Raw genomic sequence first — 24,475 nt, forward strand, 5'->3', positions numbered from 1 at the left:
ATGAACTCGACCACGCTGCCGGCCATGCGCCAAGCCTCTCGCTCGACTTACTTGGATGTGCGCGGCCTGCGCTATCACATCCGTGAATGGGGGGAGCCCGGCGCGCCCATCCTGTTCCTGTTCCACGGCTGGATGGATGTGTCGGCGTCGTTCCAGTTTCTGGTGGACGCGTTGCGCGAGCGCTGGCATATCGTGGCGCCGGACTGGCGCGGCTACGGCGAGTCGGCCCGCTCGACGGACGCCCCCGGCGTCGAGAGCTATTGGTTTGCCGACTACGTGGCCGATCTGGAAGCCATCGTCGATCACTACCAGCCGGAAGGACAGGTCACGCTGGTCGGCCACAGCCTGGGTGCCAACGTGGTGTGTCTGTACGCCGGCATCCGGCCCGAGCGCGTGCGCCGCCTGGTCGATCTGGAGGGCTTCGGCATGACGGCCTCCAAAGCCTCGCAGGCACCGCGCCGCTATGCGCGCTGGCTGGATGAGCTCAAGGACAAGCCGCGCCTGAACACCTACGCCACCGTTGAAGACGTTGCCGCGCGCCTGCAGAAGACCAACCCGCGCCTGCCTGCGGACAAGGCTGCATTTCTCGCGCAGCACTGGTCGCGCCAGAACGCCGATGGCCGCTGGGAGATTTTGGGCGACCCCGCACACAAGATCATCAACCCGCAGCTCTATCGCCTGGATGAAGTGATGGAAATCTGGCGCCGCGTGACCGCGCCGGTGCTGCACGTCGAGGCAGTCGACTCACCCACGCTCAAGGCGATTGCCGGTGAGATGCCGCTGCCCGAGTTCAAGGCGCGCTTTGCAGCGTTTCCGGACTTCCGCGAGGTCTTGATCGCCGATGCGGGCCACATGCTGCATCACGACCAGCCGGAACAGGTGGCTATGCTGATCGAGGAGTTTTGCCAGCACGGCTGATCCGTGGGCCAGTCTCAGTCGAGAAACCGCTGTGCTGCGCCGGGCGGCGGCAGGATGCAGGCATCTGAACGCCCGAACCACCGGTAGCGGTTGCGTGCGACGCAGCGGTAGAGTGCGTCGCGCAGCGGCACCGGGATCAGCCAGCCAACCCATGCCAGCCGCCACGGCCAGCCGAGCACATGCAGGATGCGCAGCACGGCAGCGCTTTCGCGCCATGCATGGCCGTCTCGCACGAAGAGCACCGTATCAACATCGTCTGGATTCACACCCGCCTGTGCGAGCAGTTGCCGCCCAGTCTGTCCCTGCATGGACGCAAAGCGCAGCATGCCTTGCCGATCGTGTCGCAGCAGGAATTGCGTGAAGCCGCTGCACAGCAGGCAGTGCGCATCGTAGACGACGATCATGCGGGCTCCATTGTTGTCAGATCGAGATAGCCGCGGTACGCAGCAACCACACCGAGCAACGGCACGCTGGCGCGTACGTTGAAGTGGAAGCGGTCCCCATCGCCGGTTTCCTCGGCGACGACGGCTGGTCGCAGCCACGTGGGGCAGGGGACGCCGAGAAAGCGCAAGCCCTCCAGGCGCATCCTTAGCATGCCGTGCTCTGCCTCCAGCGCGAAGAACAGGCGCACCGCGCCAAGCCGCTCCATGATGCGACCTTGATGCAGCGACAGCGTGGAGCGCATCGTCTGGCGCGGAAAATGGCGCGTCCAGGTTTCTTCGGTGGCGGTGGCGTCGAGTGTGAAACGGATGGGGCCGCGCGTCGGCGTGCGTGGTGTGCGGATACACCAGGCGAGCCAGCGTGCCACGCGGGTAGCGGGTGGCTCCGTCTCGACCTCGCCACGCAATGCCACCAGTCCGGCCATTCGATGGAACGTCTGCACGGCGGGCGCGAGTTGTGCGTACTGTGCGCCGAGCACCGTTTCGTAGAGCGAGGCAGTCATACCTGCGCCTCTTGCATCGTGATCGCCAGACCGGCGGTCTCGCGCGCAAAGTCGTCCAGCGTCAGCAGCCCGATGCACGGCATCGCCCCGCGCTGCGGCAGCGTGCCTTCCAGGAACCGGCGGACCAGCGCTGCAGCTGCGAGTGTCGGCACGTAAGGGCCGTCGCCGCGAATGGCCAGCAGGTGCCACAGGCGCGAGTACAACGTGCCACCAGCATCCAGACCTTCGACACGCAGATGCATGCCGCCCACGTCTGAGCCCCAGTGCAGGAACCAGTCGGACGCGGCTTTCAGCCAGCGCGAATGGCGTGCCCAGTCCTTGACCAGCCCGGCCCGCGCCAACGCAGCCATCGCATTCATCCCGCGATGCAGGAAGCGCAGCTCCAGCCCCGCGCCAAAGCGTACTTGAGGCGTGCCCGCATAGCGCCGCGGAAAGAGCGCCAAGTCCGGTACATCGCACGGCGACATCAATCGCTCACCCACTGGCGCGGGATAGATATGGCGCCACGTGCCGCTCCAGCCGAAGACCGGTTCACCCGCAGACGGCAGCGGTTTGCCGCAATACGTGAGGATTGCCTGGATCGTCGACAGTCCACGCTCGGTGCGATTGCCCGGGCTGATGCCGATGTCGATGGAGCACACCGACGCCATGTCGCGCGCGAGGTGATCAACGGCCGCGCCGGACAGCGCTGGTACCGAGCTGGCACCGCTGACAACAAGTACGCCGGCCCGTGCTGCGGCATCGTTCAACGTTGTGATGTCTTGCACGAAGGCACGGCCGTCGGCGAGGTCGATGTAGTGCACGCGCGCAGCGATGCACGTGCGGGCCACGTGGTAGTCCTGCCCCTGAAACGGCCCACCCGTGTGGATCAGCAGGTCGGGCGACAGCGCCTGCAGATGGTGGCCGAAGTCGGGCGCATGGATGTCGATGGCTGCTGCGCGCAGTGCGGCGTGCGCCGTTGGCTGCAACGTATCGACCAGAGCCTGCGCCCGTGCCAGCGATCGCCCCGCAATCGTCACCGTCAGGGATGCGTGGATGCACAGGCGCTCGACCAGTCGCCGCCCGAAAAAGCCGTAGCCGCCGATGACAACGACGTGCGCTGCTCGCAGGGGTGCGGTCATTCAACCCGCCGTCACATGCAGCTTGGTCTGCAGCCCCGTGTCATTGCTCGAATGCGTATGCACCAGCGCCTTGTCAGGATTGGCATAGCGGTACGCACGGCGCAGCGCCATGGCTACTTCATGGAAGCCCGAGAGGATCAGCTTCTGCTTGTTCGGATACAGCGCGATATCGCCAGCGGCAAAGATGCCGGGGCGTGAAGTTTCATATGCCGTGGTTTCCACCACGATGCGCCCGGCGCGCATTTCCACGTCCCAGTTGGCGATCGGGCCGGGCTCGGAAACCAGCCCATACAGCGCGATCAGTTCATCGCAAGGCAGGGTGACTTCGCCCTCGCGCCCGCGGATGGCAACACCGGTGAGCGTGCCCTCGGGCGTGCTGTCCAACCGCGAGAGCATACCGAGTACGAAATCCATTTCGCCAGCGGCGACGGCGGCGCGCATCTCGGCAACGGACGCATCGGCGGCGCGGAAGCCTTCCCGCCGGTGAACGAGCGTGACGCGTGCAGCAGTCTTGCGTAGCGCCAGCGCCCAGTCGAGAGCGGAGTCCCCGCCGCCGGCAATCACGACACGCTTGCCGGCAAAGCGCGCGGTATCGCGCACGGCGTAGTGCACGTGACGGTTTTCCAGTGCGGCGGCTTCGGGCAAGGACACGCGTTGCGGGGCGAAAGCGCCGTTACCAGCCGTGATGAGCACAGCCGCACAGTCGAACACGTCGCCGGCATTGGTGGTGACGCGGAATCGCTGGCCGCGCTCGCCTTCGATGGTCTCCACGGTTTCGGCGCGTCGGCCGCACAGGATGGGATAGCCGAACGGCGCGCACTGGGCCATCAGGCGGTCGACGAGTTCCTGCGCGGTGCACGACACCAGCGCGGGGATGTCGTAGATCGGCTTTTCTGGGTACAGCTCGGTGCACTGACCACCCGGGCGGTCCAGCGCATCCACTAGCACGCACGACAGCCCCAGCACGCCTGCCTGAAATGCGGCGAACAGGCCGACCGGCCCGGCACCCACCACGAGCACGTCGATGCGTTGTTCGACTGGCTTGGGGGAATTGGTGGGAAGAGTGGCTGTGGTTGTCATGGAAAAGCGAAGAGAACAAAACAATGCGGCCACTATAGCGCGCAGCAGGCAGTCGGCTGCCAACACCGGCACGGGGAGTCGGGTCTTCCCGGTTTTTCTTGATCGGCGGCAAGAGGTGGGGGGTGGTCCCCCGATCCCGCGTCGCAGCAGTAAAATGATGAAATGCCGAATCTTTCCACCGCTTCCGCCCGTAATGCTGATCTGCACTGCCATTCCACCGTGTCGGATGGCCTGCTCTCGCCTCAAGATGTGGCCGCGCGTGCCGCTGCGCATGGCGTGACGCTATGGGCGCTGACCGATCACGATGAAGTGGGCGGCCAGGCTGCCGCACGCGAGGCGGCTACGTCGTTTGGCATGGCGTATCTGTCGGGTGTGGAGATTTCCGTCACGTGGGCGGGACGCACACTGCACATCGTCGGCTTGGGCATCGATCCGGACAACGCTGAACTGGTGCAGGGGCTGGAGCGCACGCGTTCGGGCCGCTGCGCCCGTGCGGAAGATATGAGCGCAGCGCTCGCCAAGCTGGGCATTGAGGGCGCCTATGAGGGCGCGCTGGGCTACGCCGGCAACCCGGACATGATCTCGCGCACTCACTTCGCGCGCTTCCTGGTCGAGCACGGCCATTGCCGCGACATTCAGGAGGTGTTCAGCCGCTACCTGGGCGAAGGCAAACCGGGCTACGTGCCGCACCGTTGGTCACGCCTGACCGAAGCCATCGGGTGGATCAAGGGCGCGGGCGGCGTCGCGGTGATGGCGCATCCGGGCCGTTACACGCTCTCGCTGGTCGAGCACAGTGCGCTGTTCGACGAGTTCAAGGATCTGGGCGGAGAAGGTGTCGAAGTCATCACCGGCAGCCATACGCCCGATCAATACGCGCTCTACGCCGACGTGGCGCGCCGCTATGGGCTGCTGGCTTCGCGCGGCTCGGATTTCCATGGCCCCGGAGAAGGGCGCATCGAACTGGGCGAGCTGCCGCCGTTGCCCGACAACCTGACGCCGGTGTGGAGCCGGTGGATGTCTTAACTCCACCGTCTATCCAACTCACCTGCGCCCCGCATGTCCCAGTTCTTCCAGATTCACCCAACCACACCGCAAGGGCGCTTGATTCGCCAAGCGGCGGAAATCATCCGCGCCGGCGGCCTGGTCGCACTGCCCACCGACTCCTGTTACGCACTGGCCTGTCATCTGGACGACAAGTCGGCCGTCGAGCGCTTGCGCCGCGTGCGCGGCATCGACGAGAAGCAACACCTCGCGCTGATGTGCCGGGATCTTTCTGAGCTGGCCACATTCGCACGCGTCGACAACAAGCAATACCGCGTGGTGAAGGCGGCTACGCCGGGCCCATTCGTGTTTCTGCTCGAAGCGACCAAGGAGGTGCCGCGCCGGCTCTCGCACCCGTCGCGCAAGACCATTGGCCTGCGCGTACCGGAACACGCGATTCCCCTGGCGCTGATGGCCGAACTGGGTGAGCCACTGCTTACCTCCACGCTGCAACTGCCCGGCGATGACGCACCGCTGAACGAAGCCGAGACCATCCGTGAGCGGCTGGAAAAGCAGCTAGAACTCGTCATTGACGGCGGCCCGGCTCCGGCCGAACCCACCACTGTCATCGACCTGACCGGCGGTGAGCCGGAACTCGTGCGCCTAGGGCGTGGCGATCCGGCTCGCGTCGGCCTGTAGGCAAGTGCCGATGCGGTATGCGCGGCCGGCGTGCCGCCGCGCGTGCTTGCTACAATAGCCCGCCTATGGATTCCACTGTCATTCAAACCATCGCGGTCTACGCGATTCCGGTGCTGTTCGCGATCACCGTGCCGGCCGTCGCGCGCGGTTATGTCGCCCGATACCACGGGGACAACACCGCCTTTCTAGCCGGCCGCCTGAGTTTCAATCCGCTGCGCCATATCGATCCGATCGGTACCGTCCTGATGCCGGTGCTGCTGTATCTCTTGACCAGTGGCAGTCTGGTGTTCGGCTACTCGAAGCCGGTGCCGGTGGATTTCCAGGCGTTGCGCAATCCGCGCTGGCATGGGCTGCAGACCGCACTGGCCGCACCGGCGGCAAGTTTTGTGATGGCGTTTGCTTGGGGTGTGGCCAGCATGTGTCTGGCTGCTGCAGGCGTGGAGGAGCGCTTCTTCACCGGTATGGCGCTCGCCGGCCTGCGCGTCAATCTGGCGATGGCAGCCCTGGCGCTGGTGCCGGTACCCCCATTGGACGGGGGGCGGGTGCTGGCGGCGATTTTGCCGCAGCGCTTTGCACCCGCCTTCGCTCGGGTTGAGGCGTACGGCTTCTACATTGTCATGGCGCTGATCTTCACGGGCGTTCTAACGCAACTCTGGATGCGGCCGGTCGTTACGGTGCTGGCGCAGGTTTTGCTCGCTATGCTGAGTCCGCTGAAGGCTGTCCTTTCATAATTCCTTGTTCAACTTACACCCACATGTTTCCTGACCGCGTACTTTCCGGCATGCGTCCGACCGGTGCCCTGCACCTGGGGCACTACCACGGCGTTCTGAAAAACTGGGTCCGGCTGCAGGCCGAATACCCGTGCTACTTTTTTGTCGCCGACTGGCACGCGCTGACCACGCACTACGAATCGCCCGAGGTGATCGAGGAATCCGTGTGGGAAATGCTGATCGACTGGCTGGCCGCGGGCGTTGACCCGTCGCAGGCCACGCTGTTCATCCAGAGCCGCGTGCCGGAGCACGCCGAACTGTTCCTGCTGCTCTCGATGGGCACGCCGCTGGGCTGGCTCGAACGCGTGCCGACCTACAAGGACCAGATCGAGAAGCTCAAGGAAAAGGACCTGTCCACCTACGGCTTCCTGGGCTACCCGCTGCTGCAGGCCGCCGACATCCTCATCTACCGCGCCGGTTTCGTGCCGGTGGGCGAAGACCAGGTGCCGCACGTCGAGATGACGCGCGAGGTCGCCCGTCGCTTCAACTACCTGTACGGCCGTGAGCCGGGCTTCGAAGAGAAGGCGCTGGAAGCCGCCAAGAAGCTCGGCGGCAAGCGCGCCAAGCTGTATCTCGAACTGCGCACCGCCTACCAGGAACGCGGCGAAGACGAAGCCCTGGAGCAGGCCCGCGCGCTGCTGGCTGAGTCACAAAGCCTTTCGCTGGGCGACCGCGAACGTCTGTTCGGCTACCTGGAAGGCGCACGCAAGATCATCCTGCCCGAGCCTCAGGTGCTGTTGACCGAGGCGTCGCGTATGCCGGGCCTCGACGGCCAGAAGATGTCCAAGTCGTACGGCAACACCATCCGCATGCGCGAGGACAAGGAAAGCGTCGAGAAAAAGGTTCGCACCATGCCGACCGACCCGGCCCGCGTGCGCCGCACGGATCCGGGCAACCCGGACAAGTGTCCGGTCTGGCAGCTGCACCAGGTCTACTCCGACGCGGACACCAAAGAGTGGGTGCAGAAGGGCTGCCGTAGCGCTGGCATTGGTTGCCTGGAGTGCAAGCAACCCGTGATCGAAGGCATCCTACGTGAGCAGCAGCCGATGCTCGAACGCGCCCAGAAGTACATGGACGATCCGTCCCTGCTGCGCGCCATCATCGCCGACGGCTGCGACAACGCACGCAAGGTCACACAAGAGACCATGCGTGAAGTGCGCGAGGCGATGGGTCTGACTTACAGCTGATGGGCCGTTGATGTCCGCCGCTGTGTTCGATCCGCATACGCTTGCTGCGCCGTCCCCTTGGGTGGCGCGCTGGGCGGCCGAGTTGCCGGCCGGTGCGTCCGTGCTGGATGTGGCCTGTGGTAGCGGACGTCATGCGCGCTGGCTCGCCGCGCGCGGTCTGCGCGTGACTGGCATCGACCGAGACGCGGCAGCGCTCGCCGGCCTTGCGGGGATCGCCGAAACCATCATTGCCGACATCGAGGGCGGCCTGTGGCCGTTGGCCGCTGGCGCGGTTTTCGATGCCGTGGTGGTCACCAATTACCTGCACCGGCCGCTGTGGCCGAAATTGCTGGCGGCCGTCGCGCCGGGCGGGCGCCTGATCTACGAAACCTTCGCCCTTGGAAACGAAACCGTCGGTAAGCCGTCCAACCCCGCATTCCTGCTGCTGCCGGGTGAACTGCTCAGCGCAGTGCAGGGTCAATTGCGTGTGATCGGCTACGAAGACGGATTCACCTCGTCGCCCCGAGACGCTTACGTACAGCGAGTTTGTGCGGTACGCGAGCGTTCAGGGGCATCGTCGCCCCGGTACGCACTTTGAAGTTGCTGACGACAGAGGCTTACCCGTCTCTTGGCGGGCATCCGATGTGGCGAATTCGTTTTGACGATCCGGTACAATCCGACTGTTTACGTTGACGCTTTTGTTTGCTTTCGAAACCATGACCCAGATTTCCGGCAGTCTCGTCGCCATCGTCACGCCTATGCACGAGGACGGCAGCCTTGATTTCCCGTCCCTGCGCAAGCTTATCGACTGGCACATCGCTGAAGGCACCGACGGCATCGTCATCGTCGGCACCAGCGGTGAATCCCCGACGGTGTCGGTGGAAGAGCACCGTGAGCTGATCCGCGTGGCGGTCGAGCAGGCCAATAAGCGTATCCCCATCATCGCTGGTACCGGCGGCAACTCTACCGTCGAGGCTGTAGAGCTGACGGCCTACGCCAAGCAGGTGGGCGCCGATGCCTCGCTGCAAGTCGTGCCGTACTACAACAAGCCGACGCAGGAAGGCATCTATCTGCATTTCCGCAAGGTGGCCGAGTCGGTCGACCTGCCGGTCATCCTGTACAACGTGCCGGGCCGCACCGTGGCCGATATGACGGTCGAGACCATGCTGCGTCTAGCTGACGTGCCAGGCATCATCGGCGTGAAGGAAGCCACTGGCAACATCGACCGCGCTGCACAGCTCATCAAGGGCGCGCCGGCCTCGTTCAAGATCTACAGCGGGGATGATCCGACTGCCATCGCGCTGATGCTGCTGGGCGGCCATGGCAACATCTCCGTCACCGCCAACGTGGCGCCGCGCGCCATGCACGAGTTGTGCGCTGCCTCCATGCGCGGCGACGTGGAGACGGCCCGCCGCATCCACATGCAACTGCTGTCGGTACATAAGAACTTGTTCGTTGAATCGAATCCGATTCCCGTCAAGTGGGCCCTGCAAGCCATGGGCATGATGGAGGGCGGTATCCGCCTGCCGTTGACGCCGCTGGCACCCCAGTATCACGAAGTGGTGCGTGCATCCCTGAAGGATGCCGGGCTGCTCTCCTGATGTTCACCGGCTCTTCCTGGCCCACTAAGGCCATCGTTCTCGTTTGAAGGATCGCAAGTCAATGAAACTGCTCCAAACCCGTCGCGGGGCTGTGGCGACGTCCGCTCAACTGTTGCTGGCCGCGCTGTCGGTTGCCATGATTTCCGGTTGCGATACCGTCAATGAAGTGATGCAGCCGGACCGCATCGACTACAAGTCGCAGGCCAAGAAGGGCCCGACGCTGGAAGTGCCGCCCGACCTGACCAGCGTCCAGGCTGACCGCCGTTATGCTGCGCCGGACACGGGCACGACCACGCTGTCGGCCTACACGTCGACCGCCCCCAAGGTCACGACGCCTGGTTCGGGCTCCGGCAACGTGCTGCCTGCTGTGTCCGACATGCGCATCGAGCGTGACGGCAATCAGCGCTGGTTGGTCGTGAAGACCACGCCGGACGCCCTGTGGCCGAGCCTGCGCACGTTCTGGCAAGAACTCGGCTTCCTGCTGGTGATCGACTCGCCCGAGACCGGCATCATGGAAACCGACTGGGCTGAGAACCGCGCGAAGATTCCGCAGGACATCATCCGCCGCACGGTCGGCAAGGTGTTCGACGGTCTGTATTCGACCGGTGAGCGCGACAAGTTCCGCACCCGCATCGAGAAGGGCCCGAACGGCACGGTCGAGGTCTACATCTCGCACCGTGGCGCGCAGGAACAACTGGTTGGCTCGTCCAAGGACCAGACTGTGTGGACACCGCGTCCGGCAGATCCTGAGCTCGAAGCCGAATTCCTCTCGCGCCTGATGCAACGTCTGGGCGCCAGCAAGGAAGCCGCGCAGCAGAAGCTTGCGCAGACACAGGCTGCGCATCCGGTGGAAGAGGGTGCGAAGGCAACTGAGGGTGTGCAGGCTGCACGTGCCGCAGGGCCGTCGCTGCTGGCGCAAGCCAATGGTCAACCGGTGTTGAACGTGCCGGAACCGTTCGATCGCGCCTGGCGCACCGTGGGCCTGGCACTGGATCGCGTGAACTTTACCGTGGATGATCGCGACCGCTCGCAAGGCGTGTACTTCGTCCGCTATGCCGATACCAAGGCCGAAGCGAATGCGCCGGGCTTCTTCTCGCGCCTGTTCTCGGGCACGAAGATTGAAGACCTGAAGCGTGCCAAGCGCTATCGCGTGGTGGTCAAGGACGGCGGTGCTTCGTCGACGGTACTGGTGCAGAACGACGATGGCTCGGCACAGACCGGCGACATCGGCAAGCGCATTCTGTCGCTGCTCGACGAGCAACTGCGGTAATCAGCATCATGGAGTACGGCTGCCTGGGTGGGCGATGACACTGAGATTCGCCAGCCTCGGCAGCGGCAGTGAAGGGAATGCACTGCTCGTTGAGTCCTCGGATGGAACGACGAGCACGCGCATCCTGCTCGATTGCGGATTCGGTATCCGCGAAACCGTGCGCCGGCTCGAACGTCTAGGCTGTGCTCCAGAATCCCTCAACGCCATCCTCGTCACGCACGAGCATGGTGATCACGTTGGCAGTGCCTATACGGTTGCCGCCAAATACAACATCCCCGTCTGGACCAGCCACGGCACGTATCGCGCCACCGTGAACATGCGCGGCGCCGATCGAGCAGCTGTGCGCTTTTGCCGTGCCGATGATGTGTTCAACGTCGGCGATCTGCAGATCTTGCCGTACACCGTGCCGCACGATGCACGAGAGCCGCTCCAGTTCGTCTTCAACGACGGCGCACGCCGCCTCGGTGTATTGACGGACGCCGGCATGTCGACTGAGTACCTGTGCGCGCATCTGGAAAACATGCATGCGCTCGTTCTGGAGTGCAATCATGACCGCGAGATGCTGGCCAACTCGGCCTATCCGTGGTCATTGAAACAGCGGATCGGTGGGGATTTCGGTCACTTGGCCAATGACATTGCCAGCGCAATTCTTGCGCGCGTGAGGCATGCGGCCTTGCATACCGTGGTGGCTGCGCATTTGTCCAAGCAGAACAACACGCCGCTGTTGGCAGGCCAGGCAATTGCTGTGGCGCTGGGCATAGATGCAGGCGATGTACCGGTCGCCGATCAGGAGGAAGGGCTACCCTGGTGCACCGTCTAATGCGGCTGTGAGCGACCTGTAAGATTCAGATACAACTTTGAGTGGCGAGTGGGCCGGCAACGACATCATCCGGTCATGCGCCCATGAAAAAGCCGACCCGAAGGTCGGCTTTTTTGTCTCGCGAGAAACGCGATTATTGCTTGGCAGCCGGAGCCGAAGCTTCTGCAGCCGGAGCCGAAGCAGCAGCGTCCGAAGCAGCCGGAGCGGCAGCAGCAGCGTCCGAAGCGGCCGGGGCAGCAGCCGGAGCCGAGGCTTCCGGAGCGGCCGGGGCAGCGGCCGGAGCCGAAGCTTCCGGAGCAGCAGCCGGAGCAGCAGCTTCTTCCTTCTTACCGCAAGCAGCCAGAGCCACAGCAGCCATCAGCGAGGCGATCAGGAGAGACTTTTTCATTTTTTCGATCCTTAAACTGAATATGGAAAGCGGACAACAGAAAGCGCGATGAATAATTACCGGTAATTATCGCTCTGGAACTACACCTTCTTCTGTGCTTCCAGCCAACCTGCACAAAGGCAACGCCGGCCAGCAAGCTAGCGACGGATTATAGCGACCTTTACACACCCTGTGTAGTTGAGTCCGGCTTGCTACACACGGGATTCACGCGCTTTTGTAACGATCTGTTTCAATGCGGATCAGCGCGTACCTGGTCCTGCCAAACGCAGCCAACCCTCTTCATACCAGGCATGCAGCGTGTCCATCAGGTCCGGCAGATCTGCGGCCGCGTCAACGGATGCTCCGCTGGCGCTGCGCTGGTCTGACAACGCAGAGAGCCACGCAAGCAGCGTACCCGGCGGCTCAAAGGTGTCACCGTTGATCCAGAAGTGCTGACCGCTGTAGAGCGCCTGTGTGCGCGCATCCAGCACGATGCCCTCCTTGCGTGCCCGGGCAGCGAAGCGTGCGAGGGGCAGGCGCGGCTGGGTGATGAAGTCGATGTGGTCCTTCGGTTCGGTCAGGTAGGCACCGAGGAATTCACCGACGAGTTCGGGTGTCCAGCGCAGCGCGTTGAGCTTGTGTGCAAGCGCCTTGACCATGGCGGCAGGCAATTCACCGGGGCGTTCCGTGGGTTTCTGCTCCGGATCGGTGTAGCGGCCTTCAAAGTTGGCGTCGTCCTCCAGCGTTTGCGACAGGAAGCCGAGAAAGTGGCCCGCCAGCTCGCGGTACGACGGTGATCGGAAACCGATCGAATACGTCATGCAGTCGCCTTCGGCCACGCCGTCGTGCGCGTAGTGCGGGGGCAGGTAGAGCATGTCGCCGGGCTCGAGTACAAACTCTTCTTCGGGCTGGAAGTTGGCAAGAATCTTGAGCGGCAGGTCTGGCACTAACGTGAGGTCATCCTGCGCCGAAATGCGCCAACGGCGCTTGCCGTGGGCTTGCAGCAGGAACACGTCGTACGAATCGAAATGCGGGCCGACACCGCCACCGTCGGTTGCAAAACTGATCATCACATCATCGAGCCGCGCATCGGGGATGAAGCGGAAACGCTGCATGAGCGCTTCAACTGCAGGTTCGACGAGGTTCGCGCCCTGCACGAGCACCGACCAGTTGCGGGTCTTGCGCGAGGGCAGGGGGCGCTCGTCGAACGGGCCTTGCGTGAATGACCAGCGCCCACGCGATTGGGCGATCAGGCGGGATTCGACGTCCGGACGTTCAGCCAGGGCCAGCACGCGCTCGGGTGAGAGCGGAAAGTGCAGTGCACGCATCTCTTCAGGCGACAGCGCCTGGCGGATCAGCAGAGGCTTCTTCTGCCAGTGCGTACGCATGAAATCGCGCGGTGACAGGCCGCCCAGCAACTGCGCGGAATGCCCCGCCGGAAGAGCGGGTTGGACGCCGCCATCGGCAGCGTATAATGGGACTTCGTTCATGGAGTGCGCAATTGAAAATCGCGAAGAATACGGTGGTGTCGGTGGCTTACAAACTGTCCGACGCGCAGGGCAACGTCATCGAGGAATCCGATGAGCCGATGGTGTACTTGCACGGCGGCTATGATGGCACGTTCCCCAAGATCGAGGAAGCGCTCGACGGCCAGGAGCAAGGCTTCGAGACCAAGCTGCAACTGGAACCGGACGACGCTTTCGGCGAGTACGACCAGGAGCTGATCAAGATCGAGCCGCGTGATCGCTTTCCGGAGCCGCTCGAAGTCGGCATGCAGTTTGAAGGCGTGCCTGAAGACGGCGATGAAGAAGACGCGGTGGTCTACACCGTCACCGACGTGGCGGAAGACAAGGTTGTGCTGGACGGCAATCACCCGCTGGCCGGCATGGCGCTGCGCTTCGAACTGAAGGTGACGGACGTGCGTGAAGCCACTGCCGAAGAGATCGAGCACGGTCACGTGCACGGCGAAAGCGGCATCGAAGTGGTCGACGAAGACGAAGATGACGACAAGCCGCACACGCTGCATTGATCGTTTGCTGCACATGTGAGAACGGGAGCCTAGGCTCCCGTTTTTATTGCACCGAGTTTTACTGTGCCGGTGCGGCTGGGGCTTCCGGTGGCCCGCTGTCCATGCGGCCGGCGATGCGGCGGCCGCGTACATGAAACAGCGGCATGCGGCCCGGTGTGACCGACACTTCCAGCCATTGATCAAGCGTGGGTGAGCCATACGTGCGGGCACGCATGACATGCGGGTCCGGACGGCCGTCTTCGTCCTTCATCGGGCGGTCGAGCAGGAAGCTCTGGCTGGCGCCGTGAATGAGCAGGACGGCGCCGTCATAGTCGCGCGTGAGCGTGCGCAACTGGCGCTTGAGCGCGAGGTAGCCGTCATGCGGGCGACGGCGTAGCAGACCGTCCAGCAGGTTGGGTGCGCGACGACGCTCCCAGCCATCTTCGAACAGCGGGTCAGCCTGCATCATGATGACCACACCAGGCGCCTTGCGCTGACGGGCAACCGCAAAGGCGCGCGCCAGCCATTGGCGATTGGCTTCGAGGCGGTCTTCGTACTCGCCGTTGCGGCCGCCGGCGGTCTTGTAGTTGTTGTTGTCGCCCGGCACGTTGAGGGTGACGAACAGTACACCGTCGGTTTCCCAGCGCGTGTTCTCGCGGTAGCTGCGGAACTTGGCCTGATCGGACTGGCGCATGATCGTCATGGCGCGCTGACCGAGCGTGTTGTCGTCGGGGTAGAACAATTCGCGCAGCCGCAACAGGCGTTCGATCGGGTCGAAGCGGCCGGCGGCGGGACGCTGGCAGTCGCTCCAGTCATGGTCGCCCGGGATGTAGATGAGCGGCGCGCTCAGGCTGTCGAGCAAGTCATGGCGTGCTTCGAGCAGGCTGTCCGCGCACGACTCGTCGCGGCCTTTCAGGTTGCCCAGGTGGACGACAAAGGCCGGGTGTTCTGCGTCGATGGCGTCGAGCAGTGTGCGCACCGAGCCTTCCTCGTCGGCGCGTTCGGGCACATTGCTGATGACCGAAAAAGTGAAGCTGGGCGGAGCGGCTGGCTTGGCATCCTTCGGCGCAGCGGTGGCCGCTATCGAGGCGGCCGGCACCAGCATCGCCAACGCGATGACGATGCCGTTGAGCGTGCGCGAAACCGAGCCGAGCCGGGTCATCAGGCAGAAGGGTTGGACAGCGCCTTGAGCCGGTACAGCGCGTCGAGCGCTTCACGCGGCGTCATGTCATCGGGGTCGATGCCGGCCAGGGCATCCGTCAGCGCGCTGTTGGCCATGCCGGCCGGCGCTTCGTCCTCATCCTCATCGTCGATGGGCGTTTCCGCTGCGAGCGCAAACAGATCGAGCTGCGGCGTGGCGCCGGTGTCCGCTGAATGCTGTTCCAGCCAGGCCAGCCGCTTGCGCGCGGCGCGAATGACCGGCTGCGGCACACCCGCCAGTTGCGCGACCTGCAGACCATAGCTCTGGCTGGCAGGGCCTTCCTGCACGGCATGCAGGAAGACGATGCCATCACCATGTTCGACTGCCGAGAGATGCACGTTGGCCGCCTGCGCAAATTCCTGTGGCAGTTGCGTCAGTTCGAAATAGTGTGTAGCAAACAGCGTGTGGCTGCGGTTGTGCGACAGCAAGTGGCGTGCGATCGCCCAGGCGAGCGCCAGGCCATCGAACGTGCTCGTGCCTCGCCCGATTTCATCCATCAGCACCAGGCTGTTGGCGGTGGCGCGGTGCAGGATGGCAGCGGCTTCGGTCATCTCGACCATGAAGGTCGACCGTCCGCCCGCCAGGTCATCTGCTGCGCCGATACGCGTGAAGATGCGGTCGATCGGGCCGATGGTGGCGCCCTCCGCCGGCACGAACGCACCCACGTAGGCGAGCAGCACGACCAGCGCGGTTTGCCGCATGAAGGTCGATTTACCGCCCATGTTCGGGCCGGTGATGAGCAGCAGCTTGCGTGCTTCCTGCAGGACGCAGTCATTGGCGACGAACTGCTCGACCTGCTGTTCGACGACAGGATGGCGTGCGCGTGCCAGTTCGATGCCTGGCGCATCCGTCAACATCGGGCGCGACCACGACAGTGCATGCGCGCGCTCGGCCAGCGTGGCCAGTACGTCGGCTTGCGCCAGTGCCGCGGCAATGCGCTTGAACTCGGCCAGGTGCGGCAACAACTTCTGCAGCAGCTCTTCGTATAGGAGTTTTTCGCGCGACAGGGCGCGGTCCTGCGCGGAAAGCGCCTTGTCCTCAAACGCCTTCAGCTCGGGCGTGATGTAGCGCTCGGCGTTCTTGAGCGTTTGGCGGCGGCGGTAGTCGTCGGGCACCTTCGCGGCTTGGCCGTTGGTGACTTCGATGTAGAAGCCGTGCACGCGGTTGTATTCGACGCGCAGGTTGGCGATGCCGGTGCGCTCGCGCTCGCGCGCTTCCAGGTCGACGAGGAACTGGCCGCAGTTTTCGGAGATGTCGCGCAGCTCGTCGAGATCCGCATCGTAGCCGCGGGCGATGACGCCGCCGTCGCGCACCATGGCGGCCGGTTCGGCCATGACGGCGCGCTGGAGCAGGGCGTGGGCATCTTCGGGCAGCGTGAGCGCGGCGTACAACTCGGCGAGCAACGGGGCGGCATCGCTCTGCGGCAACTCTTCACGAATCTCAGGCAGGCGTACAAGCGTATCGCGCAGCGAGGAGAGATCACGCGGGCGCGCCGACAGCAGCGCCAGCCGCCCGGTAATGCGCTCCACATCTGACAGCGTGCGCAGCGTTGCGCGCAGCGTCTGCCAGTCGCTGCCGAGCAGCACTTCAATGGCCTGCTGACGTGCTTGCGGCACGGCGCGGTCGCGCAGCGGGTGATGCAGCCAGTGGCGCAGCAGGCGGCTGCCCATGCTGGTCGCGCACGTATCGAGCAGCGAGAACAGCGTGGGTGACTCCTGCCCGCGCAGCGTTTCCGTCAGTTCCAGGTTGCGGCGCGTGGCGGTGTCCAGGCCGATGAATTCGCTTTCGTGCTCGACGGTCAGGCCGATCACGTGGCGCAGCGATTGGCCCTGTGTTGCCGCTGCGTAGTTCAGCAGCGCGCCGGCGGCGGCCAGTGCAGCCGTCAACGTTTCCGCGCCAAAGGCGACGAGGCTTGCGACGCCCAGTTGCTCGCGCAGGCGACGCGTGCCAGCTTCAACGTCGAAGTGCCAATCGGGCAGGCGTGTGCGGGCGACGTCGATCTGGAGGGTGTTCAGCGTGGCGTCATCGGCCAGGACTTCGGCGGGGCGGATGCGTTCGAGTTCGCGCTCGAGCTGGTCGGGGCTGCATTCCATCATGCGTAGCTCGCCGCCGACCAGGTTCAGCCATGCAAGGCCAATCAGCGGTGCGCTGCCGCGCTTGCCGGGCAGGTTTGCGATGGCAAGCAGGTGGTTGTTGACCTTGTCGGAGAGCAGCGCAGCATCCGTCAACGTGCCGGGTGTGACCACGCGCACGACCTTGCGTTCGACTGGGCCCTTGGTGGTGGCCGGGTCCCCGATCTGCTCGCAGATGGCGACCGATTCACCCAGCTTGACCAGCTTGGCGAGGTATTGCTCGGCGGCGTGGAACGGGATGCCCGCCATGCGGATCGGGTGCCCGTTGGAGCTGCCGCGTGCGGTGAGCGTGATGTCGAGCAGGCGGGAGGCTTTCTCAGCGTCTTCAAAGAAGAGCTCGTAGAAGTCACCCATGCGATAGAAGACAAGCGTGTTCGGGTGCCCCGATTTCAGACGCAGATACTGCTGCATCATCGGGGTGTGCTTGTCGAAGGGGCCGTATTTCGGGTCGATCTCCAGAGCCGGAGCGGAGTGTTCAGCCATGCGGTGCAATGAGTACTAAGGCGCGGCGCGCGATCCGATGTGATGCGATGGGATCGCGCGCGGAAGGTGTTGAATCGCGCAATTGTTGCACAGGTGGGCGGCCGCCTCCTGGCGAATTGTCCGCAGCAGGATGGGTCGAAATGTCAGGCGTAGAACGCCCGGTGGTAGGTGACTGCCCCGCTGGGCAGCGTGCCCCGGAATGCGGCCGTAGTAGGCCGGATCACCGAGCACGACGCAGCCCGCCGCGCCCAGCGTGCGCAATTGGTCCAGTGCGGCGCGCATTAGGCTCGCGCCGATGCCACAGCCTTGCTGCTCCGGCAGTACGGAAATCGGCCCAAGCCCAAACCAATCCGATGCGCCATCGGCAATCGATACCGGTGAGATGGTGACGTGTCCGACCACCGCATCATCGCGCTCGGCGACAAGCGACACCGTGAGCGCGCCCGCCGCACGCAGTGCGCGGACGATGTCCTGCTCGTTGTGGCTTGTGTGCTCCGCCTGGCGAAAGGCGGCAATGGTGACGGCTTCAATGGAGGCCGCGTCGGCGGGGGCTTCGGGGCGGATCAGCACGTGTGAAGAAGTCATGGGGTCAGGAGGCCAGTCGTGCTTCCAGAAAATCCAGAAAGCATGCAATCCGTGAGGCCAATTGCGTATTGCGGTAGTAGACCGCGTGAATGGGTTGCAGCACCTCGACCGTGGCATCCGGCAAGACTTGGGCGAGATCGCCGGTGCGGCGGTCTTCCTCGGTCATGAAATCGGCCAGGCAGACGATGCCGGCGCCTTGCAGGGCAAGCTGGCGCAAGGTTTCACCGCTGGATGCCTTGAGCGCGGGCTCGATGCGCAAATGATCGCCGTGCGGGCCGCGCAGGGGCCACAGGTTGAGCGATTCAGGCTGAACGAAGCCGAGCAGCGTGTGTTTCTGCAGCTCATGGACCGAGCGCGGCCGGCCATGCGCCTTGAGGTAGGCCGGGCTTGCCAGCACCCGCAGCCTGCGCGTGCCAAGCAGCCGCGCGCGCAGCGTGGAATCGCGCAGTGTGCCGATGCGGATGGCGACATCGGTGTCCTCTTCCAGCAGATCGATGATCAGGTCGTTAGTGTTCAGTTCCAGTTCGATCTGCGGATACTGCGCGCGAAAGTCGGGCACCAGCGGCGCAATCACGTGCAGCATGAACGGCATGGCGGCGTTCACGCGCAAGCGCCCGGCGGGTTGCTGGCGGCGCAGGGCGATCTGCTCTTCGGCTTCATCCACGGCGGACAGAATCTGCCGCGCCTGCGCCAGAAACAAGGTGCCTTCGTCGGTCAGCGACAGGCGGCGCGTGGTGCGCGACAGCAACGTGGTTTCCAGCTTCTCTTCCAGCCGGCGCAGCGCGCGGCTCACGCCCGAGACGGTCTGGCCAAGCTGCTCGGCAGCGGCCGTCACGGAGCCGGTATCCACCACCGTGCGGAAGGCGAGCAGTTCTTCGAGCGTTGTTTTCATTGTTGATTGTCAATTTCAAGTCAAGAATATTCTGCACAACGCAGCCATTCTTGCAAAGTCACACGCGTCCGGAACCCGGCGAGAACCGGGGCGCCCGCAACCTGTACCTGAGGACTTGCCTGTGCGGACGACTCAAGATTGGTGAACACGTTGCCGATAGATCATCCGGAACTCTAAAACCATAGGGAGACGCATTGCGCACTTGGTGCAGGCGATTCCCACTCCGGAGACTCTGGAATGAGCAAGCTCAGCTTCCGCCAAAAGCTTTGGCTGCCGCTGGTGATCAGCCTGATCGCGCTGACCCTGATCTCAGTGTTCAACGCCTATCAGGCGCGCGAGATCCGCATCGAGGAACGCAAGAACAACCTCGTCAGCGTGACCACCATGGCCATGAACCTGGTCAAGCAGTACGACGACCTGGCCAAGAGTGGCGCGCTGACCAAGGACGATGCGCAGAAGCAGGCACTGGACCGCTTCAAGGCGCTGCGCTACGACAAGGATGGCTACTTCACCATCACCAACTCCACCAACGTGGTGGTGATGCATCCGATCAAGGCCGAGTTCATCGGCAAAGACCAATCCGGTTTCAAAGATGCGCAGGGCAACGCCGTCTACGTTGGCCTGACCAACGCCGCCAAGGATCCGAAAGGCGGCTTCACCAGCTATGTGTGGCCGAAGGTCGGCGGCACGGAGCCGGTACCCAAGACCGCTTTCGCCATGCGCTATGAGCCGTGGGACTGGGTGTTTTCGACCGGCGTCTACATGGACGACATCAACGCCGCGTTCATGACCTCGCTGTACCAGACCGGTGGACTGCTGGTGCTCGTGGCACTGGCGCTGGTGGCGCTGGCGGGTGTCGCCAACCGCAGCCTGCAGCGCACACTGGGCGGTGACCCCACCTACGCAGCTGATGTGGCCAACCGCATTGCCGGCGGCGACCTGACCGTCGAGATCAACACCCGCGCCGACGACAACCACAGCCTGCTCTACGCCATGGGCCGCATGCGCGGCGCGCTGGTGCAGACCATCGGCCGTATCAAGGGTGCGTCGGACACCATTGGCACGGCCACGCGCGAAATCGCCAGCGGCAACCTGGATCTGTCTTCGCGCACGGAGCAACAGGCCAGCTCGCTGGAAGAAACGGCGTCGGCCATGGAAGAACTCATGTCGACGGTGCAGCAGAATGCCGACAACGCGCAGCAGGCCAACCAGCTTGCCGTGTCTGCATCCGACGTTGCGGTGCGCGGTGGTGAAGTGGTGACGCGCGTGGTGGAGACGATGGGCTCGATCAACGCGTCGTCGCGCAAGATCGTCGACATCATCGGCGTGATTGACGGCATTGCTTTCCAGACCAACATCCTCGCGCTCAACGCGGCCGTGGAAGCGGCACGTGCCGGCGAGCAGGGCCGTGGCTTTGCCGTCGTTGCCGGTGAGGTGCGCAGCCTCGCGCAGCGCAGTGCTGCGGCGGCCAAGGAGATCAAGGCGTTGATCGATGATTCCGTCATCAACGTGGATGCAGGCAGCGCGCTGGTGGAAGAGGCTGGCACGACCATGCGCGAGATCGTTGCGAGCGTGAAGCGCGTGACGGACATCGTGGGCGAGATTTCCTCCGCGAGCCAGGAGCAGCGTTCGGGCATTGAAGAAGTGAGCCACGCCGTCACCCAGCTTGACGACGCGACACAGCAGAATGCCGCGCTCGTGGAAGAGGCCGCCGCCGCTGCGCAATCGCTGGAAGAGCAGGCCGTGAGCCTGACGCAGGTTGTTGCGCAGTTCCGCCTGGATGCCCAAGCGCTGCGTGCACCGGCGATGGTTGCCAAGGTCGAGCCGACCGTTGCACCTGTATCACCCGCTGCGCCGGCTGCGCCCAAGGCCGAAGCACTGCGCCGTGAACCCGCTAAACCGAGCACCGAAGCGGCCAAGCCCAAGCTGACGCCGCGCAAGGCACCGTTGCTGCGCAAGGCGGCAGGTAAGCCGATCGACAAACCGGCGGTTGCAGCGTCTGTTGCGGCACCCGCCAGCCTTGCGAAGCCCAAGCCAATGGTGGCCGCCGGCGACGATTCCGACTGGGAAACCTTCTGATCGATTCCCTTCGCTGATCTTGCGGGCGCCATGGCGCGCCTGCTTCCGGCGCGGCGCAATCGTGTGCTGACCGGGCTCTGGAGACAAAGATGGACCGCGTTCTGAAGAACGCCAGCGTGCGTGCTGGCTTGCTGGCGATTCTGATCACCTTCGCGCTGATGATCGTGGTCGGGGCTGCCGTTGGCGTGATCGCACTGCGCACGACCAATGCTGCAACCGAGCGTGTGCATGACATCTCGGATCGCAGCATGCTCCTGAACGACGCCTACAAGGACATGCAGCGCGCGCGTACCGGCATGTCACGCCTGTACAGCGTGCTGCGCGAGAACATGGACGACGCAGCCAAGACCGCTGCGCTTGAAAGCTCGGAGAGGGGCCTGAAGAAGGCCGTTGCGCAGGTCGAAGCATTCAAGAACGCGCCACCCATCGAGGGTGTGGACGACGCGTTGCGCCAGTCAATCGTCCAGGCCGCACAAACGCACATCGAAGCCGTCCAGCGTGCCCTGGCCGCCCTGCGCGCCGGCGATGCCGCGGCCTACGCGCCCCTCAACTACAAGGACGTGACGGATACGGGCGCAGCTTGGTCGACCCAGATCGAAAACTTCCAGCAACTCGTCAAGAAGCTCGCCAAGGACCAGGCCGATGGCGGTCGCGCGCGCTACGAAACGATCCTCAAGTTCGTTGCGCTGGGCATTGCGATGGCGCTGGCGCTGATCGTGGCTGTGTTCTACGCGCTCAGGGCCTTCGTGATCACGCCGCTCAATGAAGCGGTGACGGTGCTCTCGCGCGTGGCGGAGGGCGATCTGGCTGTCCATGTCGAGACCGGTGGCCGCAATGAACTCGGTCGCCTGCTGGCGGCCGTGGCGCGCATGCGCGAGAGCCTGGTCAACACCGTGCGCCAGGTACGCAGCAGTTCGGATTCGGTCAACACCGGCGCGCATGAAATTGCCAGCGGCAACCTGGATCTGTCCACGCGCACCGAGCAGCAATCGGCCTCGCTGGAGAAGACCGCTGCCAGCATGGAGCAGATGACGTCTACCGTCAGCAACAACTCCGAGAGCGCTCGTCAAGCCAGTGCACTGGCATCAAACGCCGCCGATTTGGCGTCGCGTGGCGGCGAGGTGGTGCGTGGCGTGGTGGCCACCATGGATGACATCAGCGCAGGCTCGCGCAAGATGGCCGACATCATTGGTGTGATCGACGGCATCGCCTTCCAGACCAACATCCTCGCACTCAACGCTGCCGTGGAGGCCGCGCGTGCAGGCGAGCAGGGCCGTGGGTTTGCCGTGGTGGCGGGCGAGGTGCGTGCGCTGGCCCAGCGCAGCGCGGCCGCCGCCAAGGAAATCAAGACGCTGATCGACGACTCGGTCTCGCGCGTGCAGGCCGGCCACACGCAAGTGTCGCAGGCGGGGGAGACGATCACCGAGACGGTGGAAGCCGTGCGCCGCGTCGCCAACATCGTCGAGGACATTGCCGCGGCATCGGCCGAGCAGACGCAAGGCATCATGCAGATCGGCCAGGCGGTGTCGGAGATGGAGCAGGTGACGCAGCAGAATGCCGCGCTGGTGGAAGAGGCTGCGGCTGCCGCACAGTCGCTCGAAGAGCAGGCGAAGAACCTCACGCAGGTGGTGTCGCAGTTCCGCTTGGATGGTGCCGAGACGGTCGCGTTCGCAGCGCCCCAACTGGCGAGACCTGTCAAGCCAGCGGCCACCGCAACAACCGTGGCCGTCAAGCCGGCCAAGCCCGTCAAACCATTGAGCCCAGTGGTTCGCAAGCGCGAGCCGAAGCTGGCCGTTCAGCCGGCTGCCTCCGCTCCTGCGGCGCCCGTGCCCGCCAAGAAGCAACCGCTGGCGGTGGTCGGCGGCGGTTCTGACGCCGATTGGGAAACCTTCTGATCAGGCCGTAGTACTCGCTGGGCCATCGATGCGCTTGGCCCAGCTTTCCACCTCGCCGAGCGTGAGACGGCCTTCCACGAGCTTGCGCCACGACGGCGTGAGCGGCAGCGCCAGCATGTCCTCCAGCGCGGCGCGGTCCAGCATGTTGCGATAGAGCACGTCCAGCACGCGCGCTAAGGGCCATTGCGGCCATGGGCGTTCGAACCACTCAAGCGTGTCGCCCGCGCACAGCGTGCCGCCCTCCAGTACCCGGTAGTACCAGCCTGTGCGCCCTGTGCGCTGCACGCGGCGGGCCATGTCGCGCGTGTCAAAGCGGTCGTTGAGTTTCCAGCATGGCTGGCGTAGCTGCGACACCTCCAGCACCACATTGCCCGCGCGCAGGCGGTCACCCACGCAGATGTCGGCTTCGGTGATGCCCGTGGTGCTCAGGTTTTCGCCAAACGCACCAGGCTGCGCGAGCACCGGCAGCGCTCCGATGTCTGCGCGCCACGCGGCGTAATGGTCGAACGGGTAGTGGTGGATCGCCTTGTCGGGGCCACCGTGTACGCGCGGGTCTCCTTGCTCATCGCCGACGATGCCGTTGATATCCACCTGCACCGCATCGACCACGCGGCGCTTGTCGATGGCGCTGCGTGAGCTGGGGCGTGTGTAGTCGACGGCGCGGCCGGTGAGGACCGCATCGATGCGGATGGGTGCGGGCAACGTCATGCCGCCTCCGCGCAGTCGAGCCAAGCGGTGAACACATCGCGAGCGCGCTGCGCCAGACGCTCAGCGACGACCGGCGCTTGTGCACGTAACGTGCGCGGGTCGATGCCCGCCGCACCAAGTTCTGCTGCATGGCCGATCAGCCACGCCTCCAGCTCACCTAGATTCGCTTCCAGGTGGAATTGCAGGCCCAGTGCGTGGTCGCCGATGGCGAAGGCTTGCTCTGCGCAGATCGCCGTGAACGCCAACCGACGCGCACCGGGCGGTAGGTCATAGCGGTCACCATGCCAGTGCAGCACTGGCGTGCCGTCGGCCAGCGGTGCGAGCGGCGAATCTGCACCCTCAGCGGTGAGCGTGATGGGCGCGAAGCCGATCTCTTTCACGCCCATCGGCTTGACCGCGGCACCCAGCGCCCGCGCCATCAATTGCGCGCCCAGGCAGATGCCGAGCAGCGGTTTGCGTGCCGCCAGGCGCTGCGCAATGGCCTGCGCTTCGTCGCACACGAACGGATACGCCGCGTCGTCATACGCGCCGATGGGGCCGCCCAGCACAATCAGCAAATCGGCCGTGGCCATGTCGTCGGCCGGCACGGATTGCACCCCCACGTCCACATAGCGCACCGCATAGCCGCGTGCTTCCAGCAGCGGCTGCAGGATACCGAGATGCTCGAACGGAACGTGGCGCAGGGCGAGGGCGGTTTTCATGGTCAGGCAAGAGGTATCGGCGGGTTTGCATTGTATGACACAAGGTGTCCTATGT

Annotated in this window: 24 protein-coding genes; 12 read left to right on the top strand and 12 right to left on the bottom strand. The window is 64.5% G+C overall.

Features of this window, described 5'->3' with window-relative positions:
- Positions 1 to 918, top strand: coding sequence for an alpha/beta fold hydrolase (locus tag ACS13N_RS13535; protein ID WP_438932856.1), 918 nt, complete (start codon positions 1 to 3; stop codon positions 916 to 918).
- Positions 919 to 932: 14 nt separating this feature from the next.
- Here ACS13N_RS13535 and ACS13N_RS13540 read toward each other — a convergent pair whose 3' ends face one another.
- The 4 genes from ACS13N_RS13540 to ACS13N_RS13555 are packed head-to-tail and all read right to left on the bottom strand — an operon-like array spanning position 933 to position 4,062.
- A complete protein-coding gene (locus ACS13N_RS13540) occupies positions 933 to 1,322 on the bottom strand; it encodes a thiol-disulfide oxidoreductase DCC family protein (RefSeq protein WP_438932111.1) in 390 nt (129 codons plus the stop codon).
- Positions 1,319 to 1,861: a DUF4166 domain-containing protein gene (locus ACS13N_RS13545; RefSeq protein ID WP_438932112.1), complete on the bottom strand. Its 543-nt coding sequence runs from the start codon at positions 1,859 to 1,861 to the stop codon at positions 1,319 to 1,321. The genes ACS13N_RS13540 and ACS13N_RS13545 overlap by 4 nt, the downstream gene beginning before the upstream one ends.
- On the bottom strand, positions 1,858 to 2,982 hold the full coding sequence (locus tag ACS13N_RS13550) for a saccharopine dehydrogenase family protein (RefSeq protein ID WP_438932113.1): 1,125 nt from the start codon (positions 2,980 to 2,982) through the stop codon (positions 1,858 to 1,860). The genes ACS13N_RS13545 and ACS13N_RS13550 overlap by 4 nt, the downstream gene beginning before the upstream one ends.
- A complete protein-coding gene (locus ACS13N_RS13555; protein WP_438932114.1) occupies positions 2,983 to 4,062 on the bottom strand; it encodes an NAD(P)/FAD-dependent oxidoreductase in 1,080 nt (359 codons plus the stop codon).
- A gap of 162 nt (positions 4,063 to 4,224) precedes the next feature.
- Here ACS13N_RS13555 and ACS13N_RS13560 point away from each other — a divergent pair, with 162 nt between their 5' ends.
- From ACS13N_RS13560 to ACS13N_RS13595, 8 genes are all read left to right on the top strand, one after another.
- The gene (locus tag ACS13N_RS13560; RefSeq protein WP_438932115.1) at positions 4,225 to 5,085 is read left to right on the top strand and encodes a 3',5'-nucleoside bisphosphate phosphatase; all 861 of its coding nucleotides are present in this window, start codon (positions 4,225 to 4,227) and stop codon (positions 5,083 to 5,085) included.
- 33 nt (positions 5,086 to 5,118) lie between these two features.
- Positions 5,119 to 5,742 (top strand): L-threonylcarbamoyladenylate synthase, encoded by a 624-nt coding sequence (locus ACS13N_RS13565; RefSeq protein WP_438932116.1) that lies wholly within the window; start codon positions 5,119 to 5,121, stop codon positions 5,740 to 5,742.
- 65 nt (positions 5,743 to 5,807) lie between these two features.
- A complete protein-coding gene (locus ACS13N_RS13570; protein WP_438932117.1) occupies positions 5,808 to 6,473 on the top strand; it encodes a site-2 protease family protein in 666 nt (221 codons plus the stop codon).
- A 23-nt stretch (positions 6,474 to 6,496) separates the two neighbouring features.
- Positions 6,497 to 7,699 carry a tryptophan--tRNA ligase gene (locus tag ACS13N_RS13575; protein WP_438932118.1) on the top strand — a complete coding sequence of 401 codons (1,203 nt, stop codon included), beginning with the start codon at positions 6,497 to 6,499 and terminating at the stop codon, positions 7,697 to 7,699.
- 10 nt (positions 7,700 to 7,709) lie between these two features.
- Entirely contained in the window at positions 7,710 to 8,276 is a 567-nt protein-coding gene (locus ACS13N_RS13580; protein ID WP_438932119.1) for a class I SAM-dependent methyltransferase, read from the top strand.
- Between the two features lie 118 nt (positions 8,277 to 8,394).
- Complete coding sequence (gene dapA, locus ACS13N_RS13585; RefSeq protein ID WP_438932120.1) at positions 8,395 to 9,279, top strand: 4-hydroxy-tetrahydrodipicolinate synthase; 885 nt, start codon at positions 8,395 to 8,397, stop codon at positions 9,277 to 9,279.
- A gap of 61 nt (positions 9,280 to 9,340) precedes the next feature.
- Entirely contained in the window at positions 9,341 to 10,549 is a 1,209-nt protein-coding gene (gene bamC, locus ACS13N_RS13590) for an outer membrane protein assembly factor BamC (RefSeq protein ID WP_438932121.1), read from the top strand.
- A 34-nt stretch (positions 10,550 to 10,583) separates the two neighbouring features.
- Entirely contained in the window at positions 10,584 to 11,369 is a 786-nt protein-coding gene (locus ACS13N_RS13595; RefSeq protein WP_438932122.1) for an MBL fold metallo-hydrolase, read from the top strand.
- 133 nt (positions 11,370 to 11,502) lie between these two features.
- Here ACS13N_RS13595 and ACS13N_RS13600 read toward each other — a convergent pair whose 3' ends face one another.
- A complete protein-coding gene (locus tag ACS13N_RS13600) occupies positions 11,503 to 11,757 on the bottom strand; it encodes a hypothetical protein (protein ID WP_438932123.1) in 255 nt (84 codons plus the stop codon).
- Between the two features lie 239 nt (positions 11,758 to 11,996).
- Positions 11,997 to 13,226 (bottom strand): ribosomal protein uL16 3-hydroxylase, encoded by a 1,230-nt coding sequence (locus ACS13N_RS13605; protein WP_438932124.1) that lies wholly within the window; start codon positions 13,224 to 13,226, stop codon positions 11,997 to 11,999.
- Positions 13,227 to 13,237: 11 nt separating this feature from the next.
- Between ACS13N_RS13605 and ACS13N_RS13610 the strand changes: the two genes are divergently transcribed.
- A complete protein-coding gene (locus ACS13N_RS13610) occupies positions 13,238 to 13,765 on the top strand; it encodes an FKBP-type peptidyl-prolyl cis-trans isomerase (RefSeq protein WP_438932125.1) in 528 nt (175 codons plus the stop codon).
- A 58-nt stretch (positions 13,766 to 13,823) separates the two neighbouring features.
- Here the strand turns inward: ACS13N_RS13610 and ACS13N_RS13615 are convergent, their stop codons facing one another.
- Genes ACS13N_RS13615 through ACS13N_RS13630 form a run of 4 tightly spaced genes read right to left on the bottom strand, consistent with a single transcriptional unit; the run spans position 13,824 to position 19,037 of the window.
- The gene (locus ACS13N_RS13615; protein ID WP_438932126.1) at positions 13,824 to 14,906 is read right to left on the bottom strand and encodes a metallophosphoesterase family protein; all 1,083 of its coding nucleotides are present in this window, start codon (positions 14,904 to 14,906) and stop codon (positions 13,824 to 13,826) included.
- A complete protein-coding gene (gene mutS / locus ACS13N_RS13620) occupies positions 14,906 to 17,560 on the bottom strand; it encodes a DNA mismatch repair protein MutS (protein ID WP_438932127.1) in 2,655 nt (884 codons plus the stop codon). Before mutS ends, ACS13N_RS13615 begins: the two co-directional genes overlap by 1 nt.
- 15 nt (positions 17,561 to 17,575) lie before the next feature.
- Positions 17,576 to 18,145, bottom strand: coding sequence for a GNAT family N-acetyltransferase (locus tag ACS13N_RS13625; protein WP_438932128.1), 570 nt, complete (start codon positions 18,143 to 18,145; stop codon positions 17,576 to 17,578).
- Positions 18,146 to 18,149: 4 nt separating this feature from the next.
- On the bottom strand, positions 18,150 to 19,037 hold the full coding sequence (locus ACS13N_RS13630; RefSeq protein WP_438932129.1) for a LysR substrate-binding domain-containing protein: 888 nt from the start codon (positions 19,035 to 19,037) through the stop codon (positions 18,150 to 18,152).
- Positions 19,038 to 19,274: 237 nt separating this feature from the next.
- On the opposite strand from ACS13N_RS13630, the gene ACS13N_RS13635 reads away from it, so the two are divergent.
- Together ACS13N_RS13635 and ACS13N_RS13640 are read left to right on the top strand one after the other, a co-directional pair.
- Positions 19,275 to 21,116, top strand: coding sequence for a methyl-accepting chemotaxis protein (locus ACS13N_RS13635; RefSeq protein ID WP_438932130.1), 1,842 nt, complete (start codon positions 19,275 to 19,277; stop codon positions 21,114 to 21,116).
- 89 nt (positions 21,117 to 21,205) lie between these two features.
- On the top strand, positions 21,206 to 23,011 hold the full coding sequence (locus ACS13N_RS13640) for a methyl-accepting chemotaxis protein (RefSeq protein ID WP_438932131.1): 1,806 nt from the start codon (positions 21,206 to 21,208) through the stop codon (positions 23,009 to 23,011).
- Here the strand turns inward: ACS13N_RS13640 and ACS13N_RS13645 are convergent, their stop codons facing one another.
- Positions 23,012 to 23,719: an MOSC domain-containing protein gene (locus tag ACS13N_RS13645; RefSeq protein ID WP_438932132.1), complete on the bottom strand. Its 708-nt coding sequence runs from the start codon at positions 23,717 to 23,719 to the stop codon at positions 23,012 to 23,014. It abuts the gene before it with no gap.
- A complete protein-coding gene (locus ACS13N_RS13650) occupies positions 23,716 to 24,420 on the bottom strand; it encodes a glutamine amidotransferase (protein ID WP_438932133.1) in 705 nt (234 codons plus the stop codon). The genes ACS13N_RS13645 and ACS13N_RS13650 overlap by 4 nt, the downstream gene beginning before the upstream one ends.
- Positions 24,421 to 24,475 lie beyond the last annotated feature (55 nt).

The organism is Ralstonia sp. 24A2, assembly GCF_051783885.1.
Lineage (GTDB): Bacteria > Pseudomonadota > Gammaproteobacteria > Burkholderiales > Burkholderiaceae > Ralstonia.

Coding starts and splice junctions, on each gene's coding strand:
- ACS13N_RS13535 (WP_438932856.1), top strand. CDS start 1: ATGAACTCGACCACGCTGCCGGCCATGCGCCAAGCCTCTCGCTCGACT.
- ACS13N_RS13540 (WP_438932111.1), bottom strand. CDS start 1,322: ATGATCGTCGTCTACGATGCGCACTGCCTGCTGTGCAGCGGCTTCACG.
- ACS13N_RS13545 (WP_438932112.1), bottom strand. CDS start 1,861: ATGACTGCCTCGCTCTACGAAACGGTGCTCGGCGCACAGTACGCACAA.
- ACS13N_RS13550 (WP_438932113.1), bottom strand. CDS start 2,982: ATGACCGCACCCCTGCGAGCAGCGCACGTCGTTGTCATCGGCGGCTAC.
- ACS13N_RS13555 (WP_438932114.1), bottom strand. CDS start 4,062: ATGACAACCACAGCCACTCTTCCCACCAATTCCCCCAAGCCAGTCGAA.
- ACS13N_RS13560 (WP_438932115.1), top strand. CDS start 4,225: ATGCCGAATCTTTCCACCGCTTCCGCCCGTAATGCTGATCTGCACTGC.
- ACS13N_RS13565 (WP_438932116.1), top strand. CDS start 5,119: ATGTCCCAGTTCTTCCAGATTCACCCAACCACACCGCAAGGGCGCTTG.
- ACS13N_RS13570 (WP_438932117.1), top strand. CDS start 5,808: ATGGATTCCACTGTCATTCAAACCATCGCGGTCTACGCGATTCCGGTG.
- ACS13N_RS13575 (WP_438932118.1), top strand. CDS start 6,497: ATGTTTCCTGACCGCGTACTTTCCGGCATGCGTCCGACCGGTGCCCTG.
- ACS13N_RS13580 (WP_438932119.1), top strand. CDS start 7,710: ATGTCCGCCGCTGTGTTCGATCCGCATACGCTTGCTGCGCCGTCCCCT.
- dapA (WP_438932120.1), top strand. CDS start 8,395: ATGACCCAGATTTCCGGCAGTCTCGTCGCCATCGTCACGCCTATGCAC.
- bamC (WP_438932121.1), top strand. CDS start 9,341: ATGAAACTGCTCCAAACCCGTCGCGGGGCTGTGGCGACGTCCGCTCAA.
- ACS13N_RS13595 (WP_438932122.1), top strand. CDS start 10,584: ATGACACTGAGATTCGCCAGCCTCGGCAGCGGCAGTGAAGGGAATGCA.
- ACS13N_RS13600 (WP_438932123.1), bottom strand. CDS start 11,757: ATGAAAAAGTCTCTCCTGATCGCCTCGCTGATGGCTGCTGTGGCTCTG.
- ACS13N_RS13605 (WP_438932124.1), bottom strand. CDS start 13,226: ATGAACGAAGTCCCATTATACGCTGCCGATGGCGGCGTCCAACCCGCT.
- ACS13N_RS13615 (WP_438932126.1), bottom strand. CDS start 14,906: ATGACCCGGCTCGGCTCGGTTTCGCGCACGCTCAACGGCATCGTCATC.
- mutS (WP_438932127.1), bottom strand. CDS start 17,560: ATGGCTGAACACTCCGCTCCGGCTCTGGAGATCGACCCGAAATACGGC.
- ACS13N_RS13625 (WP_438932128.1), bottom strand. CDS start 18,145: ATGACTTCTTCACACGTGCTGATCCGCCCCGAAGCCCCCGCCGACGCG.
- ACS13N_RS13630 (WP_438932129.1), bottom strand. CDS start 19,037: ATGAAAACAACGCTCGAAGAACTGCTCGCCTTCCGCACGGTGGTGGAT.
- ACS13N_RS13635 (WP_438932130.1), top strand. CDS start 19,275: ATGAGCAAGCTCAGCTTCCGCCAAAAGCTTTGGCTGCCGCTGGTGATC.
- ACS13N_RS13640 (WP_438932131.1), top strand. CDS start 21,206: ATGGACCGCGTTCTGAAGAACGCCAGCGTGCGTGCTGGCTTGCTGGCG.
- ACS13N_RS13645 (WP_438932132.1), bottom strand. CDS start 23,719: ATGACGTTGCCCGCACCCATCCGCATCGATGCGGTCCTCACCGGCCGC.
- ACS13N_RS13650 (WP_438932133.1), bottom strand. CDS start 24,420: ATGAAAACCGCCCTCGCCCTGCGCCACGTTCCGTTCGAGCATCTCGGT.